12 protein-coding genes are annotated in these 17731 nt (G+C 62.0%); 6 read left to right on the forward strand and 6 right to left on the reverse strand.

Annotated elements, in window-relative coordinates; all coding sequences use genetic code 11:
* Position 1: 1 nt before the first annotated feature.
* The 3 genes from AC07SU_RS16070 (at position 2) to aqpZ (ending at position 3458) form a co-directional block, all read left to right on the forward strand.
* Positions 2–565, forward strand: a complete 564-nt coding sequence (locus AC07SU_RS16070; protein ID WP_176996269.1) for a peptidylprolyl isomerase — start codon at positions 2–4, stop codon at positions 563–565.
* Between the two features lie 83 nt (positions 566–648).
* On the forward strand, positions 649–2481 hold the full coding sequence (locus AC07SU_RS16075) for an ABC transporter ATP-binding protein (protein ID WP_176996270.1): 1833 nt from the start codon (positions 649–651) through the stop codon (positions 2479–2481).
* Between the two features lie 275 nt (positions 2482–2756).
* Positions 2757–3458: an aquaporin Z gene (gene aqpZ, locus AC07SU_RS16080; RefSeq protein WP_176996271.1), complete on the forward strand. Its 702-nt coding sequence runs from the start codon at positions 2757–2759 to the stop codon at positions 3456–3458.
* A 91-nt stretch (positions 3459–3549) separates the two neighbouring features.
* Here aqpZ and AC07SU_RS16085 read toward each other — a convergent pair whose 3' ends face one another.
* Positions 3550–4674 (reverse strand): GNAT family N-acetyltransferase, encoded by a 1125-nt coding sequence (locus tag AC07SU_RS16085; RefSeq protein WP_494997582.1) that lies wholly within the window; start codon positions 4672–4674, stop codon positions 3550–3552.
* Between the two features lie 282 nt (positions 4675–4956).
* Between AC07SU_RS16085 and AC07SU_RS16090 the strand changes: the two genes are divergently transcribed.
* A complete protein-coding gene (locus AC07SU_RS16090; protein ID WP_178925561.1) occupies positions 4957–6279 on the forward strand; it encodes a putative porin in 1323 nt (440 codons plus the stop codon).
* Positions 6280–6401: 122 nt separating this feature from the next.
* On the opposite strand, the gene AC07SU_RS16095 is transcribed toward AC07SU_RS16090, so the two are convergent.
* From AC07SU_RS16095 to aceK, 5 genes are all read right to left on the reverse strand, one after another.
* Positions 6402–6635 carry an anti-sigma factor family protein gene (locus tag AC07SU_RS16095; RefSeq protein ID WP_494997583.1) on the reverse strand — a complete coding sequence of 78 codons (234 nt, stop codon included), beginning with the start codon at positions 6633–6635 and terminating at the stop codon, positions 6402–6404.
* Positions 6629–7243 (reverse strand): RNA polymerase sigma factor, encoded by a 615-nt coding sequence (locus tag AC07SU_RS16100; RefSeq protein ID WP_176996277.1) that lies wholly within the window; start codon positions 7241–7243, stop codon positions 6629–6631. Before AC07SU_RS16100 ends, AC07SU_RS16095 begins: the two co-directional genes overlap by 7 nt.
* A gap of 119 nt (positions 7244–7362) precedes the next feature.
* A complete protein-coding gene (locus AC07SU_RS16105; protein ID WP_494997584.1) occupies positions 7363–8484 on the reverse strand; it encodes a beta-ketoacyl-ACP synthase III in 1122 nt (373 codons plus the stop codon).
* 363 nt (positions 8485–8847) lie between these two features.
* Positions 8848–12759, reverse strand: a complete 3912-nt coding sequence (hrpA, locus tag AC07SU_RS16110; RefSeq protein WP_494997585.1) for an ATP-dependent RNA helicase HrpA — start codon at positions 12757–12759, stop codon at positions 8848–8850.
* A 217-nt stretch (positions 12760–12976) separates the two neighbouring features.
* Positions 12977–14686 (reverse strand): bifunctional isocitrate dehydrogenase kinase/phosphatase, encoded by a 1710-nt coding sequence (gene aceK / locus AC07SU_RS16115; protein WP_494997586.1) that lies wholly within the window; start codon positions 14684–14686, stop codon positions 12977–12979.
* Positions 14687–15149: 463 nt separating this feature from the next.
* Between aceK and AC07SU_RS16120 the strand changes: the two genes are divergently transcribed.
* A complete protein-coding gene (locus tag AC07SU_RS16120; protein ID WP_494997613.1) occupies positions 15150–16712 on the forward strand; it encodes a methyl-accepting chemotaxis protein in 1563 nt (520 codons plus the stop codon).
* Between the two features lie 52 nt (positions 16713–16764).
* On the forward strand, positions 16765–17652 hold the full coding sequence (locus tag AC07SU_RS16125) for a DMT family transporter (RefSeq protein WP_494997587.1): 888 nt from the start codon (positions 16765–16767) through the stop codon (positions 17650–17652).
* Positions 17653–17731 lie beyond the last annotated feature (79 nt).

Consider the following 17731-nt stretch of genomic DNA (forward strand, 5'->3'; position numbering starts at 1 on the left):
CATGTTGAAAAAAATCGCCTTCTTTGCCGGTTCCGTTCTGTTCGCTGCCAACCTGATGGCGGCCGAGCCTGCCAAGGCTCAGCACGTGCTGATCAGCACCACCAACGGTGACATCGAAATCGAACTGGACCCGGTCAAGGCGCCGATCAGCACCAAGAACTTCCTGGCCTACGTCGACAAGGGCTTCTACACCAACACGATTTTCCACCGTGTGATCCCGGGCTTCATGGTCCAGGGCGGCGGTTTCACCGCGCAGATGTCGCAAAAGCCGACCGATGCGCCGATCAAGAACGAGGCCAGCAACGGCCTGCATAACGTGCGTGGCACCCTGTCCATGGCGCGCACCAATGACCCGAACTCCGCCACCAGCCAGTTCTTCATCAACGTGGCTGACAATGCCTTCCTCGACCCGGGCCGCGACGCCGGCTATGCCGTGTTCGCCAAGGTCGTCAAAGGCATGGATGTGGTCGACATCATCGTCAACTCCCAGACCACCACCAAGCAGGGCATGCAGAACGTGCCAATCGATCCTGTCGTGATCAAGTCGGCCAAGCGCATCGACTGAGGTCTGCAGGTAGCTTCGCGCGGTGCCCACAAGGCGCCGCGCGCATTTGAACAGGAGAGCCCGCCAGGCGGGCGTCAACCCTAATGCTCTATCGTCGTTTTGAACAACTGATCGATATCTTCCGCGACGCTCCCAGCGCGGCCCCTCCCGATAAAGTCCTGCCCTTCTACCTCTACTACCTGCGCCAGGTGTGGCCGCATTTTGCCGCCTTGCTGGTGGTAGGCCTGATCGGCGCGCTGATCGAAGTGGCGCTGTTCAGCTACCTGAGCCGCATCATCGATCTGGCCCAGGGCACGCCGCCCGCAGACTTCTTCCAGATCCACAGCGGCGAGCTGATCTGGATGGCCGTGGTTGCGTTGTTGTTGCGCCCGATCTTTGGCGCCCTGCACGATCTGCTGGTGCACCAGACCATCAGTCCGGGCATGACCAGCCTGATCCGTTGGCAAAACCACAGCTACGTGCTCAAACAGAGCCTTAACTTCTTCCAGAATGACTTCGCCGGGCGTATCGCCCAGCGCATCATGCAAACCGGCAACTCCCTGCGCGACTCCGCCGTGGCGGCCGTGGACGCGATCTGGCACGTGGCAATTTACGCCATCAGCGCCTTGGTGCTGTTTGCCGAAGCCGACTGGCGCCTGATGATCCCGCTGGTGACCTGGATCATCTGCTACAGCCTGGCGCTGCGTTACTTCGTGCCCCGCGTGAAGGAGCGCTCGGTGATTTCCTCCGAGGCGCGCTCCAAGCTGATGGGCCGCATCGTCGACGGCTACACCAACATCACCACCCTGAAGCTGTTCGCCCACACGAGCTACGAGCAGGAGTACGCCAAGGAAGCGATCGTCGAGCAGACCGAGAAAACCCAACTGGCCAGCCGCGTGGTGACCAGCATGGACATCGTGATCACCAGCATGAACGGCCTGCTGATCGTGACCACCACCGGCTTGGCCCTGTGGTTGTGGACGCAGTCGCTGATCTCCGTGGGCGCGATCGCCCTGGCCACCGGCTTGGTGATTCGTATCGTCAACATGTCCGGCTGGATCATGTGGGTGGTCAACGGCATTTTCGAAAACATCGGCCAGGTGCAGGACGGCCTGAAAACCATCGCCCAGCCGTTGGCCGTGATCGACCGCGAGAACGCCCCGCGCCTGAGTGTGCCCCACGGCGAAGTGCGTTTTGAGCAGGTGGATTTCCACTACGGCAAGAAGAGCGGGATCATTGGCGGCCTGAACCTTGAGATCAAGGCCGGCGAAAAGATCGGCTTGATCGGCCCGTCAGGCGCCGGTAAATCAACCCTGGTCAACCTGCTGCTGCGCCTTTACGACCTGCAAGGCGGGCGTATCCTGATCGACGGCCAGAACATTGTCGAAGTCGCCCAGGAGTCGTTGCGCGAACAGATCGGCATGATCACCCAGGACACCTCGCTGCTGCACCGTTCAATCCGCGACAACCTGTTGTACGGCAAGCCGGACGCCACCGACGAAGAGCTTTGGGCTGCCGTGCACAAGGCGCGGGCCGATGAGTTCATCCCCTTGCTGTCGGACGCCGAAGGCCGCACCGGGCTGGACGCGCATGTGGGAGAGCGCGGGGTGAAACTCTCCGGTGGCCAACGCCAACGCATCGCCATCGCCCGCGTGCTGCTCAAGGACGCGCCGATCCTGATCATGGACGAAGCCACCTCGGCCCTGGACTCGGAAGTGGAAGCGGCGATCCAGGAGAGCCTGGAAACCCTGATGCAAGGCAAGACGGTGATTGCGATTGCGCACCGGTTGTCGACCATTGCGCGCATGGACCGCCTGGTGGTGCTGGAGAAAGGCCAGATCGCCGAGAGTGGCAGCCATGCCGAGCTGCTGGCCCATGGCGGGCTGTATGCGCGGTTGTGGCATCACCAGACCGGGGGGTTCGTCGGTATCGACTGACCCAACACCGCCCCCACTGTGGGAGCCGGCTTGCCGGCGATGAGGCCCGGAAGATCACCGCATTGTTCCAGGCCGCCATCGCCGGCAAGCCGGCTCCTACAGTTTGAATAGCGCCAGATCCCGATTTTAAAGGGGCCTGGCGCTTTTTTATGGCCTGGAATTGTGGCGCAACCGTGCTGTACTCACAGCAGTGCCCAGACGGGCGCTGTAGTAAATCTGCAGGGAGCATCACTGATTTACTGATTCGGTAGAGCGATCTATCAAGGACGGGCTTCATGTCTTTGTTCAAACGTTCAGTGACGGAGGGGTTAGGTACGTTTTGGCTGGTGTTGGGCGGTTGCGGGAGCGCGGTGTTGGCCGCAGCATTCCCCGCAGTCGGGATCGGGTTGCTGGGTGTGGCCCTGGCGTTCGGGCTCACGGTGCTGACCATGGCGTTTGCCATCGGCCATATCAGCGGTTGTCACCTCAACCCGGCGGTCTCGGTGGGGCTGGTCGTGGGCGGAAGGTTTCCGGCCAGGGAGTTACCGGCGTACATCATCGCGCAGGTCATCGGCGGCACCGTCGCTGCTGCGCTGCTGTACTTCATCGCCAGCGGCAAACCAGGCTTCGAACTGGCGAGCGGCCTGGCGTCCAACGGCTACGGCGAGCATTCGCCGGGAGGTTATTCCCTGGCAGCGGGGTTTGTCTGTGAGCTGGTGATGACGGCGATGTTCGTACTGATCATCCTCGGCGCCACCGACCGTCGTGCCCCACCGGGCCTAGCGCCCATCGCCATCGGCCTGGCCCTCACGTTGATCCACCTGATCTCCATTCCCGTGACCAACACCTCGGTCAACCCGGCCCGCAGTACGGGCCCGGCGCTGATCGTCGGCGGGTGGGCGATCCAGCAGTTGTGGATGTTCTGGCTCGCGCCGATCCTGGGCGCGGTGATTGGCGGCGTGACCTATCGATGGCTCGGCAAGGAGGAGCCGGCCTGAACACACGGGCTCTGTAGTGAGCGGGCTTGCCCCGCGCCGCGGTCCACCTGACACACCGCAGCGCGGGGCAAGCCCGCTCACTACATTCGCCTTATGCCTGGCGGTAGGGCAGCGCTGCCCGCGCCTCTTCGGCATACGCATGAATGCCCACGCGTTCACGCTCGAGAAAATCCTCCACGGCATTCTTCAACCCGGGATGGCGCAGGTAGTGCCACGAGCGGGTGATCACCGGTTCGAACCCGCGAATCAACTTGTGCTCGCCCTGGGCGCCGGCGTCGAAGCGCTGCAAGCCTTCGGCGATGGCGTAGTCCATGCCCTGATAGAAACAGGTTTCGAAATGCAGGCGGTCAAACTCGGCCAGGCAACCCCAATAGCGGCCGTAGAAGCTGTCACCACCGATCAGGCTGAACGCCATCGCCACCGGGCGTGAGCCTTGTTTGGCCAGCACCACGCGGATCGCTTCGGGCATGCGCTCGGCCAGCAGGCTGAAAAACGCGCGGGTCAGGTAGGGAGACTGGCGACGTACCGCGTAGGTATTGGCGTAGCAGGCGTAGACAAAATCCCACTGCGCCTCACTCAGTTCATGGCCTTGCAGCCATTCGAACTCAATGCCCTGCCCCGCCACCTGCTCGCGCTCTTTTCGCATCTGTTTGCGCTTGCGTGAACTCAAGGCGTCGAGAAAGTCCTGGAAGTCGCGATAGCCACGGTTCTGCCAGTGAAACTGACAACCCAGGCGCTGCAACCAGCCCGGCTGTTGTGCCAGCGCTTCGTCGGCCAATGGATCGGTGAAGTTGATATGAGCGCTGGAAAGCCCTTCGATTTCCAGGTAGCCCGGCAACGCCTTGAGCAACTCGAAACCGTCCTGAGCATTCGCCGCCAGCAGACGCGGCCCGCTGACCGGGCTGAACGGCACCGCCGTGAGCAGCTTGGGGTAGTAGTCGATACCGGCGCGCTCACAGGCGTCCGCCCAGCCATGGTCGAACACGTACTCGCCGTAGGAATGCCACTTGCGGTAACTGGGCAACGCCGCCACCAGGCGTTCGCCCTCCCAATGCAGCAAATGCTCCGGCTGCCAGCCCGATTGCGGGCCCAGGCTGGCGCTGTCTTCCAGCGCGCTCAGGAACGCATGCCGCACAAACGGCTGGGCCTGCGGCACCAGGGCATCCCAGGCCTGCGGGGCGATTTCGGACAGGCTGTCCAGGCGTTGCAACGGCATCGGCATCCTCACTACGTCGGGGCGTGAAAGCCTGGCGAGTATCGCTTATCGCCGGGGTTCGCACACCTTCAAATGGCGCGACAAAACCCGTGCCAGTTAGTTCCTTCTTAAATTATTTGTCATCTACATGACATCACTTAGCCACTGCTCCGTCATAAACGATCGTGATACTGACGCCTGTTTTTAGAGCGCCCGGTTATACCGAGCGGCTACTTGTCCGTCCGAAATCGGTCGGTTGTGTCCTGGATGGTTTGCCATCCCTCCTCACTTTCGGAGATTGATATGCGTCTTGCTTCCACTAAAACTGCGGCGCTCCTGTGTGGCGGCCTGCTACTGGCCCTGAGCATTCCGGCCAACGCCGCAGTCGACGCTAAATTGCTCGACATGCTCAAGGCCAACGGCCAGATCACCGCTTCGCAGTACACCGAGCTGCAAGCGGAATTGGCCAAAGACCAGAAAGAAAAGCAGATCGCACAGCAAGCTCAACAAGAGACCAACGAACAGATCGCGGCCACCGCGAAAAAAACCAACGAGCTGAGCAGCTTCGACCAGAAGTTGGCTTGGGCTGCCAAGACTCAGTTCAAGGGTGACGTGCGTTTCCGTCAGGAAACCGTGAAGATCCAGGGCGAATCCAACAACGGTGGCCGCGACAAGGACCGTCAGCGCATCCGTGCCCGCCTGGGCGCGTACACCGAAATCAACTCTCAGGTTGATACCGGCATCCGTATCGCCACCGGCAGCAGCGACGACGCTCGCTCCACCAACCAGGACCAGGACAACTACTTCGACAAGAAGTCGATCTGGCTGGACCTCGGCTACATCGACTACCACCCTGACCAGATCAAGAACCTGCACGTGATTGGCGGCAAGATGCTGCAACCGTGGGTCAACATGGGCGACGTGATCTGGGATAGCGACATCAACCCTGAAGGTCTGGCACTGACCTACAAATACCCTCTGGGTAGCAGCGCCGAGCTGTTCGGCAGCATCGGTAACTACAACCTCAAGGACAACGTCGACGGCGACGGCGTGCAATTCCGTCACGACCTGCGCCTGACGTCCGGCCAGTTGGGGACCCGTTTCTCGGTCACCGACAACCTGAAACTGACCCTGGGCGGCAGCGTCTACGCCTACCAGAACGACAAGGACAGCCGCTGCACCACCACCACGACGCCGTGCGCACTGGCCGTCAACGGCAACTCGGCGGACAACGAATTCCGTCTGTACGAAGGGTTTGCCCAGGCTGACATCGGTGGCCTGGCAGTGCCGCTGGCTTTCTACGGCCAGTACGTGAAGAACAACGACGCCGTGACCGACCAGGACACTGCCTGGTTGCTGGGTGCCAAGTCCAAGGTGTTCGGTTTCAACCTGGACTACAACTACCGCGACATTCAGCGTAACGCGGTCGTGGGTGCCTTCACCGACTCGGACTTCGCCAACGGCACCACCGGTTCCCGTGGCCACAAGTTCAAGGTCAGCTACGACATCGACAAGAACTTCGCCCTGGGCGCCACGTACTTCCTGACCAAGGCTGACTTCTCCAGCCGTACTCAGCGCGACGCCAACACCAACACCCTGCAGTTGGATGCTGAAGCCAAGTTCTGATTTAGCACGTAATACGCCTTGGGCCAGGACGGCCCGAGGTGCCTTTAACAGCCTCGCGTGGTTGGGTCGGTCCCCATCATCCGTTCGACTCCGTCACGCGAGTCTGCCTTTACCCCCCGCCTTTACTGACCCTTCAGTCGTTCGGCCGCCAGGCGTTCAGCCAGCGCATCCACATCCTTGACCGGTTCCTCCGGCATGATCTTCAGCGTCGCCTGCATCAGGCGCATCTGGCGGATAAAACGCCGGCAGTTGGGGCAGAACATCAAGTGATGACGCACCAGCAGACGCTCGCGAAAGGTCAATTGCCCGTCGAGATAATCACTGGACCGCGCCACTTGTTCTTTACAGGTCAACATTCGCCCGTTTCCTCAAAATGCTCCACCGTGGCGAAGACTTTAAGCCGTGCTCGATGCAACAGCACACGGACATTGGAGAGCGAGAGCGTCAGAAGATTACAGATCTCTTCCAATTCCAGGCCCTGGCGTTCACGCAACACCAGCACGCTGCTTTGCAACTCGGACAAACTCAGGATCGTATGTTCCAGGCATTTGCGCAGTTCATCCTCGGTCAACAAGGCTTCGGGCGTGTCCTGGTGCCAGGCATACGGGGCGACAGCCCAATGGCCATCGTCCGGCACGAAGCGGTCATCGCCGATGGTGCCGTGGGGCGACGGCAAGTCGTCGAGCAGCACTTCGCGGCGGTTCTGTTTGTAGCGGCCCTTGGCGGAGTTGGCGGTGATGGTCAGCAGCCAAGTCTTGAGGCTGGAGCGCCCTTCGAACTTGGCCAGGTTGCGCACCACCGACAGCCAGGCGTCCTGCACCACTTCATCAGCATGGCGCTGGCCGACGATGGCGTAGGCCACTGCACGCATGGCGCTTTGGTAGGTGGTGACCAGCTCCTTGTAGGCGCGTTGCTCACCCTTGAGCAGCCGTTCAAGCAGGTGCGTGTCGTCCGCTGCTGCCATCGTTTACCTCAATCCTGCTGTGGAAATCCGATACCTGTGGGAGCTGGCTTGCCTGCGATAGCGGTGGTGAATTCACCCTCGTCATCGCAGGCAAGCCAGCTCCCACATTGGCCAGCAGATCAGCGTTTGCGCAGGATCACGCTACCAATCGAATAGCCCGCACCGAAGGAGCTCAGTACCGCGACGGAGCCTTTGGGCAGGTCGTCCTGGTAGGTGTGGAAGGCAATCACCGAACCGGCCGAGCTGGTATTGGCGTAAGTATCGAGAATCACCGGCGCTTCTTCCACTGTGGCTTCGCGGCCCAGCAGTTTCTTCACGATCAGGTGGTTCATGCTCAGGTTGGCCTGGTGCAGCCAGAAGCGCTTCACGTCAGCCACGTTCAGCTGGTTTTCTGCCAGGTGCACGCCGATCAGTTCGGCCACCATCGGGCACACGTCGCGGAAGACTTTGCGGCCTTCCTGCACGAACAGCTTGTCGGGCGCGCCGATACCCTCTTCCGCCGTGCGGTTGAGGAAGCCGAAGTTGTTGCGGATGTTATTGGAGAACTTGGTCAGCAGCTTGGTGCTTACCACGTCGAACTGGTGCTCGGAGGTCGCCAGGTCGGCGCGTTCCAGGATCACCGCCGTGGCCGCGTCGCCGAAGATGAAATGGCTGTCGCGGTCGCGGAAGTTCAGGTGGCCGGTGCAGACTTCCGGGTTGACCATCAGGATCGCCCGGGCCTGGCCCAGTTGGATGCTGTTGGCGGCGTTCTGGATTCCGAAGGTGGCCGACGAGCACGCCACGTTCATGTCAAAGCCGAAGCCTTCAATGCCCAGGGCTTCCTGGACTTCAATGGCGATGGCCGGGTAGGCACGCTGCAGGTTGGAGCAGGCGACGATCACGCCGTCGATGTCGGCCGCGGTCTTGCCGGCACGTTGCAGGGCCTGTTCGGCAGCGCCGACGGCCATCTGGCAGAGCACCGACCACTCGTCGTTGCTGCGCTCGGGCAGGCGCGGGGCCATGCGCTGCGGGTCGAGAATGCCGTCCTTGTCCATCACGAAGCGGCTCTTGATACCCGATGCTTTTTCAATGAACGCCGCGCTGGATTCGGTCAGCGCCTGCACATCACCACGCTCGATGGCGGCGGCGTTGTCGCTGTTGAACTGTTGCACGTAAGCATTGAAAGACTGCACCAGCTCTTCGTTGGAGATGCTGTTGGCCGGGGTGTACAGGCCGGTGCCGCTGATGACGACGTTATGCACGGTCGTTCCTCTAAATCTGTCAGGCAGAAGATATTGGTACCGTCGTACCAAACTTTAAGTCGTTCGATGCCGTCCAGCGGGCATCAAACTGGCAACGCTTTATTCCATCGCGCCGTGGCTGCGCACCAGCCTGTCACGACGATCCCGGCATTTATAGGCGCGAAGTTTGCCACAAACCTCGATATTTGGCGCTATCTGCGGACAAACACCGGTTTGCCTTGGAATGCATTCAAAATGTGGGAGCTGGCTTGTGTGGGAGCTGGCTTGCCCGCGATAGCATCACCGCGGTGTGACCAACACACCGAGGTGATGCTATCGCGGGCAAGCCGGCTCCCACACAAGCCAGCGCCTACAGGGGATGTATCAGGCTTCGACCAAAGACCATTGCTTGCTCAGGCGCTTGTCGGAAATCGGCACTTTGGTGCCCAACTGCTGAGCAAACAATGACACCCGGTATTCCTCCAGCCACCAGCGGTACAGCTCCAGCTGGGGGTCGCGCTTACCTTCCTGGGCATGCTTTTTCAGGCGGTTTTCGTACTGGGTCCACAGGCCCGCCAGCTCTCCGCTCCACACCCGGTCCTTTTGCACCTGGCTCGGCAGCTTCTCCAGGCGCAGTTCGATGGCCTTGAGAAAGCGCGGCAATTCCTTGAACCATTGTGCCGGGGTTTCCCGCACAAAACCGGGATAGACCAGGTGGCTGAGCTGCTGCTTGATATCGTTCAAGGCCACGGCCTGGGCCAGGTCGATCTTGCCCTTGAAGCGTTTTTGCAGGCCATGCCAGAGTTTCAGCACCTCCAGGGTCAGGCGCGCCAGGCGCTCGGCGTGTTCGGTCCAGCTGCCGCGCTTGCGCTCGGCCAACGCCGCCAACCCGGCGCCATCACGTGGCAGGCTGGCTTCGCCCTCGAGCACGCAGGTGTCGAGGCTGGCCAGCAGGATGTCCTCCACCAGCGCATCAATGCGCCCCAGTTCGCGGTACATCAGGCCCAGTTCGGTCAGGCCCGGCAACTTGCCACGCAGGAATTTCGCCGGTTCCGCCAATTGCTGCATCAGCAAACGCTGCAACGCACGACGGTGCTGGAATTCGGCCTCGGCGGCGGTGGAGAAACGCCCTTCCTTGACCGTGCCGTTTTCTTCCACCAATGCCGGGTACACCGTCATCGACAGGCCAGCGATTTTTTGCTGGGTCTTCTCGGCCACTGCCGCGAACACCTTGGCCTCCACCGGTTGCTGGCTCTTTGCGGTTTGCGGCACGGCCAACGCGGCCTGGCTGGCCTCGGCGAACCGCGCGGTCAGTTCGGCCAGGTCGCGGCCTTCGCCAAGGAACTTGCCCTGACCGTCGACCACTTCCAGGTTCATCTTCAGGTGGTTCTCCACCTGCTGCGCCGCTTCGGCCCAGGCTTCATCGCTGACCCGCGCACCGGTCATGCGCAGCAACTCGCGGCCCAACGCCTGGGGCAACGAGCCCTGGCCGAATTCGATGCGTTGCAGCGCGGCCTTGACGAAGTCCGGCACCGGCACGAAGTTCTTGCGTAGGGCCTTGGGCAGGTTGCGCACCAGGGCGATGCACTTGGCTTCGATCACCCCCGGCACCAACCATTCCAGGCGCTCCGGCGGCAAGGCTGGCAAGAGCGGCGCCGGCACGCGCAGGGTCACGCCGTCGCGGGGGTGGTTGGGTTCGAAGTGGTAACTCAACGCCAGTTCCAGGTCACCCAGGTGCAGGGTGTCCGGGTAATGCAGGGCGGTGACCTCACTGGCCTCGCGGGCCAGTACGTCTTCTTCGCGCATGATCAACAGCTGCGGGTTCTTCTGGCTGTTGACTTTGTACCAGCTGTCGAACGTGGCGGTCTGGTGGATCTCGGCCGGCAGACGCGCGTCGTAGAACGCGTAGAGAGTTTCTTCATCGGCCAGGATATCGCGCCGACGCGCCTTGGCTTCCAGCTCATCCAGTTGCTCCAGCAGTTGCTGGTTGGCCGCCAGGCACTTGGCGCGGGACTGAATCTCACCCCGCACCAGGCCTTCACGGATAAACAACTCGCGGGACACCACCGGATCGACCGGCCCGTAATGCACCGGCCGGCGCCCGACCACAATCAGCCCGAACAAGGTGATCTGTTCAAACGCCACGACCTGGCCGCGCTTCTTCTCCCAATGGGGTTCGAAGTGGTTCTTCTTGATCAGGTGCCCGGCCAGCGGTTCGATCCAGTCGGCATCGATCTTGGCCACCATGCGCGCATACAGCTTGGTGGTTTCCACCAGTTCGGCGGTCATCAGCCATTGCGGACGCTTCTTACCGATGCCCGACGACGGGTGAATCCAGAAGCGCCGCTGACGCGCGCCCAGGTAGTCACCGTCTTCGGTTTTCTGGCCGATCTGGCTGAGCAGGCCGGAGAGCACGGCCTTGTGTAGTTTCGGGTAGTCGGCCGGGTCCTTGTTGAGGGTGAGCTGCATGTCACGGCAGATCAAGCTCAACTGACGATGGGAGTCACGCCACTCGCGCAGGCGCAGGTAGTTGAGGAAGTTCTTGCGGCACCAATTGCGCAGCGGGCTGGCGGTCAGTTCCTGGCGTTGCTCTTCAAAACCGCGCCACAAATTGACCAGCCCGGCGAAGTCCGAGTCCGTGTCCTTCCACTGTGCGTGGGCCTGGTCGGCGGCCTGTTGACGCTCCGGTGGGCGCTCGCGCGGGTCCTGGATCGACATGGCGCTGGCCACGATCAGCACTTCCTGCAAGCTGCCGAGCTTGGCCGCTTCGAGCAGCATGCGACCCATGCGCGGGTCCACCGGCAGGCGCGCCAGTTGGCGGCCCAATGGCGTGAGCTGGCTGTTGCGGTCCACCGCCGAGAGTTCTTGCAGCAGGTTAAAACCGTCGCTGATGGCCTTGCCATCCGGTGGCTCGATAAACGGGAAGTCGGTGATCTCGCCCAGCCGCAAATGCAGCATCTGCAGGATTACGGCAGCGAGGTTGGTGCGCAGGATCTCGGGGTCGGTGAATTCCGGGCGCCCGATAAAATCTTCTTCGCTGTACAGCCGCACGCAAATGCCCGGCTCAACCCGGCCGCAACGGCCTTTACGCTGGTTGGCACTGGCCTGGGAAATCGCCTCAATCGGCAGGCGCTGCACCTTGGCGCGGTAGCTGTAGCGGCTGATGCGTGCGGTGCCGCTGTCGATCACATAACGAATGCCCGGTACGGTCAGCGAGGTTTCGGCAACGTTGGTGGCCAGCACCACACGGCGGCCCGGGTGGGATTGGAAAATGCGCTGCTGTTCGGCCGGCGACAGGCGTGCGTACAGCGGCAGGATTTCGGTGTGCTTGAGCTGGGCCTTGCGCAGCATGTCGGCGGCGTCGCGGATCTCGCGCTCGCCGGGCAGGAACACCAACACGTCACCGGGGCTGCGCCGTTCGCTGCGCTCATAGGCGGCGATCTCATCGAGGGTGGCGAGGATCGCCTGGTCGACGGTGAGGTCGTCCTCGACGCGGTTGCCCTCCTCGTCCTGTTCCAGGGTCAGCGGGCGATACCAGGTGTCGACCGGGAAGGTACGGCCCGACACCTCGACAATCGGCGCGTCGTCAAAATGCTTGGAGAAGCGCTCGAGGTCGATGGTCGCCGAGGTGATGATGACTTTGAGGTCCGGGCGACGCGGCAGCAGGGTCTTCAGGTAGCCCAAAAGGAAATCGATGTTCAGGCTGCGTTCGTGGGCTTCGTCGACGATGATCGTGTCGTAGCGTTCCAGGTAGCGGTCGTTCTGGGTTTCCGCCAGCAGGATGCCGTCGGTCATCAGCTTGATCAGCGTGTTGGAATCACTCTGGTCTTCGAAGCGCACCTGGTAGCCGACCAGCGCGCCCAGTGGCGTGCCCAGTTCTTCGGCGACCCGGCTGGCCACGCTGCGCGCCGCGATCCGGCGTGGCTGGGTGTGACCGATCAGGCCGAACTGGCCACGGCCAATTTCCAGGCAGATCTTCGGCAGCTGGGTGGTTTTGCCCGAGCCGGTTTCGCCGGCAATGATCAGCACCTGGTGCTTGTTCAAGGCCTCTTTGATTTCATCACGCTTGGCGGCAATCGGCAGGCTGTCGTCATAACGGATCAACGGCAGGCTGGCACGCCGCGCCGTAACCTGGGCGCAGGAGGCCTGCATGCGCGCCACCCATTGCGCCAACTTGTCCTCGTCGGGCTTTTTGCGCAGCTCAAGCAATTGCCGCCGCAAGCGGTGGCGGTCGGCGAGCATGGCGTGATCGAGGGTTTTGAGCAGTTGGTCGATAGTGGGCGCTTGGTCAGTCATCAGCTACTTGACGGTCATCTGTATAGGCACGGCCGGCAAGTGTGGCAGAAAAGCGTCTCGTCTGGCAGGCGGCTGAGCGGCATCAAGGATAAACCCAATCAAATGTGGGAGCGGGCTTGCCCGCGATTACGATCTGTCAGCAACACCTCTACCGCCTGATACACCGCTATCGCGGGCAAGCCCGCTCCCACACAAGCCCTCCCACAAGGAGCAGGCGTTAGAGCGGGTCCTTGCGCCGGTACGGGAACACATCGATGACCTTGCCCGCGCGAATCGCTTCCTGCAGGCCCTTCCAGTAGTCGGCGTTGTACAACTCGCCGTGCAGCTCATCGAACAGCTGGCGCTGGCTGGCGTCGGCGAACAGGAACGGCGGGAATTCCTCGGGGAACACATCGAGCGGGCCTATGGAGTACCAGGGTTCGGAGGCCATTTCGTCCTCGGGGGTGCGCGGCGCGGGGATATGGCGGAAGTTGGCTTCGGTGAGAAAGCAGATTTCGTCGTAGTCGTAGAACACCACGCGACCGTGGCGGGTGACGCCGAAGTTTTTCAGCAGCATGTCACCGGGGAAGATATTCGCCGCCGCCAATTGCTTGATGGCCAGGCCGTAGTCTTCCAGGGCTTCGCGGACCTGGGCGGGGTTGGCGTTGTCGAGGTAGAGGTTGAGCGGGGTCATGCGCCGTTCGGTCCAGCAGTGGCGGATCAGCACCGTATCGCCCTCCACTTCGACGGTGCTGGCCGCGACTTCCAGCAGTTCCGCCAGGCAGTCGGGCTCGAACTTGCTCAGGGGAAAACGAAAATCGGCGAACTCCTGGGTATCAGCCATGCGCCCGACCCGGTCGACACTTTTAACCAGCCGATACTTCTCGATCACGGTGGCGCGGTTGACGTTTTTCGACGGCGAAAAACGGTCCTTGATGATCTTGAACACGGTGTTGAAGCCCGGCAACGTGAACACGCTCATAACCATGCCACGCACGCCCGGGGCCATGATGAAGCGATCATCGGTGGTGGCCAGGTGGTTAATCAGCGCGCGATAGAACTCCGACTTGCCGTGCTTGTAGAAGCCGATGGAGGTGTACAGCTCGGCGATGTGCTTGCCCGGCAGGATGCGCCTGAGAAAGCCGATGAATTCCGCCGGCACCGGCACGTCGACCATGAAGTAGGAACGGGTGAAGGAGAAGATGATCGACACGTCGGCTTCGTCGGTGATCAGCGCATCGATCTGGATGCCGCGCCCCTCGCGGTGCAGCAACGGGATCGCCAGCGGCCACTGTTCGTCGCGGGTGTAGAGGCGACCCACCAGGTAGGCGCCTTTGTTGCGATAGAGCACCGAGGAGAACAACTCGACGTTGAGGTCCGGGTCTTTGCACACCCAGTCCGGCAGGTTTTCCCGTAGCTGGGCTTCAAGGCGACGCAGATCAGCTGGCAGGTCGGCGTAGGGTTCGCTGAAGCGGTAGTCGGCAAACACCTGCGCCAGCATCTGGGCAATCTTGCCATTTGGCGTGTAGGTGCGGGTTTGCGCCGCCCGCGCCCGGCGCAGGCTGGGCCGGGTGGTGTGGATGAACATGCAGCCGTCGCTGATCAGGTCGTGGCTGAACAGGCCGCAGAAGATCGAGTTGTACCAGGTCTCGGACAGCTCATCGTCAAAGCGCAGGTCGATCAAGCCGATGTAGGCGCTTTTGACCAGGGGCCAGGCGCCCACCTCCAACAACACCGCCTCGTCGAAGCTGGCTCGCAAGCGCGCCGTGACTTCGCCGACCTTTTCTTCATACAGGTTGATCCGCGCCGCCGACGCCGCCTGCCCTAGCTGCCACTGCGCCTTCTCGAACCGCTCGCGGGCACCGTCGGTGATCTGGCGGAAATGCTCACGGTAGTCGTCGAAGCCATCGAGGATCATCCGGGCGATGGCGGGGGCGGATTGCGACATGCGGGAAACCTCTGGCGGGCATCTGGAAGCCCTGAGCTTAGCCAGTGAATAGAAGCAGGAGAAGGAGGATTTTTCGCGGCAGGTTGTACAGCTTTGCGCACTTCGTACATTTATTTTCAATTTTCATAATTCGACCACTCGGTCAGTAAATGCACCAAAAAGTCGCACGAATCGCTACCCGCCCTCACCTGCACGCCTGAATCGGCGGGGCTTGGCGCTTTTGCACGGTAAAACCCGCTATGTCACTGAAGTTCACCGTTTGTAACCATCTTGATACAGCGTAAGGGAAACCCTGATTACCACCTTAGTGGCACTTTGATATATAGCGCGCCCTCTCCCACCCTAACAAGGTCTGAAGACCGATCCGGGAACAGGTTCTAATCGCCCAAGGAGCATTGAGATGTCATTGAGGAACATGAGGATCGGATTGCGTGCCAGTCTGAGTTTTGGGGTTTTGGCCAGCATGTTGGTGATTGTCGGCCTGTTTGGCTTGGGGCAGATGGCCAAGCTGCGCGAAAGTGCACTGGTCATCGAAGATTCGTGGATGCCGAGCATCGAGAGCATCCACGACGCCGCCGCCTGTATCGCCAGCATCCGCCTGGAGGCCTTGCGCTTGGCGACCACCGACGAGTCGCGGGTGCGGGATAACAGCAAAAGCCTGATCACTCGCCAGCGCAGCGAACTGCAAACCTTGCTCGATCACCACCAAGACCTGCTCAGCGGCGATGAAGAACGCGAGATGCTCACGCAACTCAAGGCCAACGTGAACACCTATGTGACCATCGTCGGGCAGATGGTCGCCCTGGTCGACAAGGACCAGCAGCAAGACGCCATCGACTTGCTCACCAGCCGCCTGGCGCCCCAGGGCACCGTCCTCAATAAAAGCCTGGAGGACATGATTACCTTCAACCAGAAAGGCGTGGAAGACGCCGCTGGCCTCGCCGCGCAGATGTACACCAACGCCCAGTGGGTGGTCGGCCTGATCATCCTGTGTGCCCTGATTGCCACATTGCTGCTGGCCTGGCTGCTGACCCGCAGCATCACGGCGCCCATCGGCCAGGCCTTGGCCGTGGCCCGCACCATCGCCGGTGGCGACTTGAGCCAGCCGATCGTGGTGCACGGGCAGGACGAACCGGCCCAACTGCTGACTGCCCTCTCCACCATGCAGGTGCAACTGCAAACCACCATCCGTGGCATCAGCGAGTCGGCGCAGCAACTGGCCTCTGCCGCCGAAGAGATGAGTTCGGTGATGGAACAGAGCACCCGCGGCCTGCAGGCGCAGAACGATGAAATCGAACAAGCCGCCACGGCCGTGAACGAGATGAGCGCAGCGGTGGACGAGGTGGCAGGCAATGCGGTGTCCAGCGCCGAGGCGTCCAAGGCCTCCGATGAGGACAGCAAGCACGGCCACTACCAGATCAGCGAAACCATCAGCTCGATCCAGAACCTGGTGGACGAAGTGCTCGGTGCCTCGACCAAGGCCGAAGGCCTGGCCGTGCAAGCCCAGGACATCAGCAAGGTGCTGGAAGTGATCCGCGGCATCGCCGGGCAAACCAACCTGCTGGCACTGAACGCTGCCATCGAAGCCGCCCGCGCCGGTGAAGCCGGGCGCGGTTTTGCGGTGGTCGCCGATGAGGTGCGTTCCCTGGCCCAACGTACCCAGGACTCCACCGAAGAAATCGAGCAGATGATCACCGGTATCCAGCAAGGCACCCAAGGCACCGTCGAGGCGCTCAACAGCAGCGCCGAACACGCCGGCCAGACCCTGCAACGGGCCAACAGCGCCGGCAGCGCGCTGGAAAAAATCACCGCCGCCATCTCGCAGATCAGTCAGCGCAACCTGGTGATCGCCAGCGCCGCCGAGCAGCAGGCGCTGGTCGCCCGCGAAGTGGACCGCAGCCTGGTGAACATCCGCGATCTGTCCACCCAAACGGCTGCCGGCGCCACGCAGACCTCGGCCGCCAGCCAGGAATTGTCGCGCCTGGCGGTGGACCTGAATGGGCTGGTCACACGGTTTGTCCTGTAATCCGTCAAGGCGTCGTGCAACACTCGCCGCCTGATGGATGTAGGAGTATTTCGTGAGACCTGTCGACACCTTGTACCTGCTGGGGCTGGCTGCTATCTGGGGCGCCAGCTTCCTGTTCATGCGCATCATCGCGCCGGAGATCGGCACCGTGCCGACGGCGTTTTTTCGCGTGTCGATTGCCGCCGCCGGTTTGCTGGTGATCCTGGCGGTGATGCGGGTGAACTGGGACTTCCAGGGCAAGTTCAAGACGGTGTTGCTGCTGGGGGTGATCAACTCCGGGATCCCCGCGACCATGTACTCGGTGGCGGCCCAGGTGCTGCCAGCGGGTTACTCGGCGATCTTCAACGCCACCACGCCGTTGATGGGTGTGTTGATCGGCGGGTTGTTCTTCAGCGAGCGCCTCACTCCGTCGAAAATCGCCGGCGTGACCCTGGGCCTGTTTGGCGTGGGCGTGCTGACCCGCGCCGGGCCGGTGGCGTTTGACCTGCAATTGTTGATGGGTGCGCTGGCCTGCCTGCTGGCGACCACGTGCTACGGCTTCGCCGGGTTCCTGGCACGACGCTGGCTGGATCAGCGCGGGGGGCTGGACAGTCGCCTGTCAGCGTTGGGCAGCATGCTCGGCGCGACGTTGTTCCTGCTGCCGTTCTTTGCCTACAGCGCCATCAGCCATCCGCCCGCCAGCTGGGGTGGTTGGCAAGTGTGGTTGTCGTTGCTGGGGCTCGGGCTGGTGTGCACGGCGTTTGCCTACATTCTTTACTTCCGGCTGCTGTCGTCCATCGGGCCGGTGAAGTCGATGACGGTGACCTTCATGATTCCGCCGTTTGGCGTGTTGTGGGGGGCGTTGCTGCTGGATGAGCCGCTGTCGATGGCGCATCTGTATGGCGGGGTGTTGATTGCGGGGGCGCTTTGGCTGGTGCTGCGCCCTAAAAAAATCCTGTAGGAGCCCGGGGGGGGGGGGGGGGGGGGGGGGGGGGGGGGGGGGGGGGGGGGAGGGGGGGGGGGGGGGGGGGGGGGGGGGG

The sequence above is a fragment of the Pseudomonas sp. GW821-FHT05H12 genome, assembly GCF_059419385.1.

Excerpts from the sequence above, each read along its gene's own strand:
- hrpA (WP_494997585.1), bottom strand. The coding sequence starts at position 12,759 with ATGACTGACCAAGCGCCCACTATCGACCAACTGCTCAAAACCCTCGAT.
- AC07SU_RS16120 (WP_494997613.1), top strand. The coding sequence starts at position 15,150 with ATGTTGGTGATTGTCGGCCTGTTTGGCTTGGGGCAGATGGCCAAGCTG.
- AC07SU_RS16095 (WP_494997583.1), bottom strand. The coding sequence starts at position 6,635 with ATGTTGACCTGTAAAGAACAAGTGGCGCGGTCCAGTGATTATCTCGAC.
- AC07SU_RS16070 (WP_176996269.1), top strand. The coding sequence starts at position 2 with ATGTTGAAAAAAATCGCCTTCTTTGCCGGTTCCGTTCTGTTCGCTGCC.
- AC07SU_RS16090 (WP_178925561.1), top strand. The coding sequence starts at position 4,957 with ATGCGTCTTGCTTCCACTAAAACTGCGGCGCTCCTGTGTGGCGGCCTG.
- AC07SU_RS16075 (WP_176996270.1), top strand. The coding sequence starts at position 649 with ATGCTCTATCGTCGTTTTGAACAACTGATCGATATCTTCCGCGACGCT.
- aqpZ (WP_176996271.1), top strand. The coding sequence starts at position 2,757 with ATGTCTTTGTTCAAACGTTCAGTGACGGAGGGGTTAGGTACGTTTTGG.
- AC07SU_RS16100 (WP_176996277.1), bottom strand. The coding sequence starts at position 7,243 with ATGGCAGCAGCGGACGACACGCACCTGCTTGAACGGCTGCTCAAGGGT.
- aceK (WP_494997586.1), bottom strand. The coding sequence starts at position 14,686 with ATGTCGCAATCCGCCCCCGCCATCGCCCGGATGATCCTCGATGGCTTC.
- AC07SU_RS16085 (WP_494997582.1), bottom strand. The coding sequence starts at position 4,674 with ATGCCGTTGCAACGCCTGGACAGCCTGTCCGAAATCGCCCCGCAGGCC.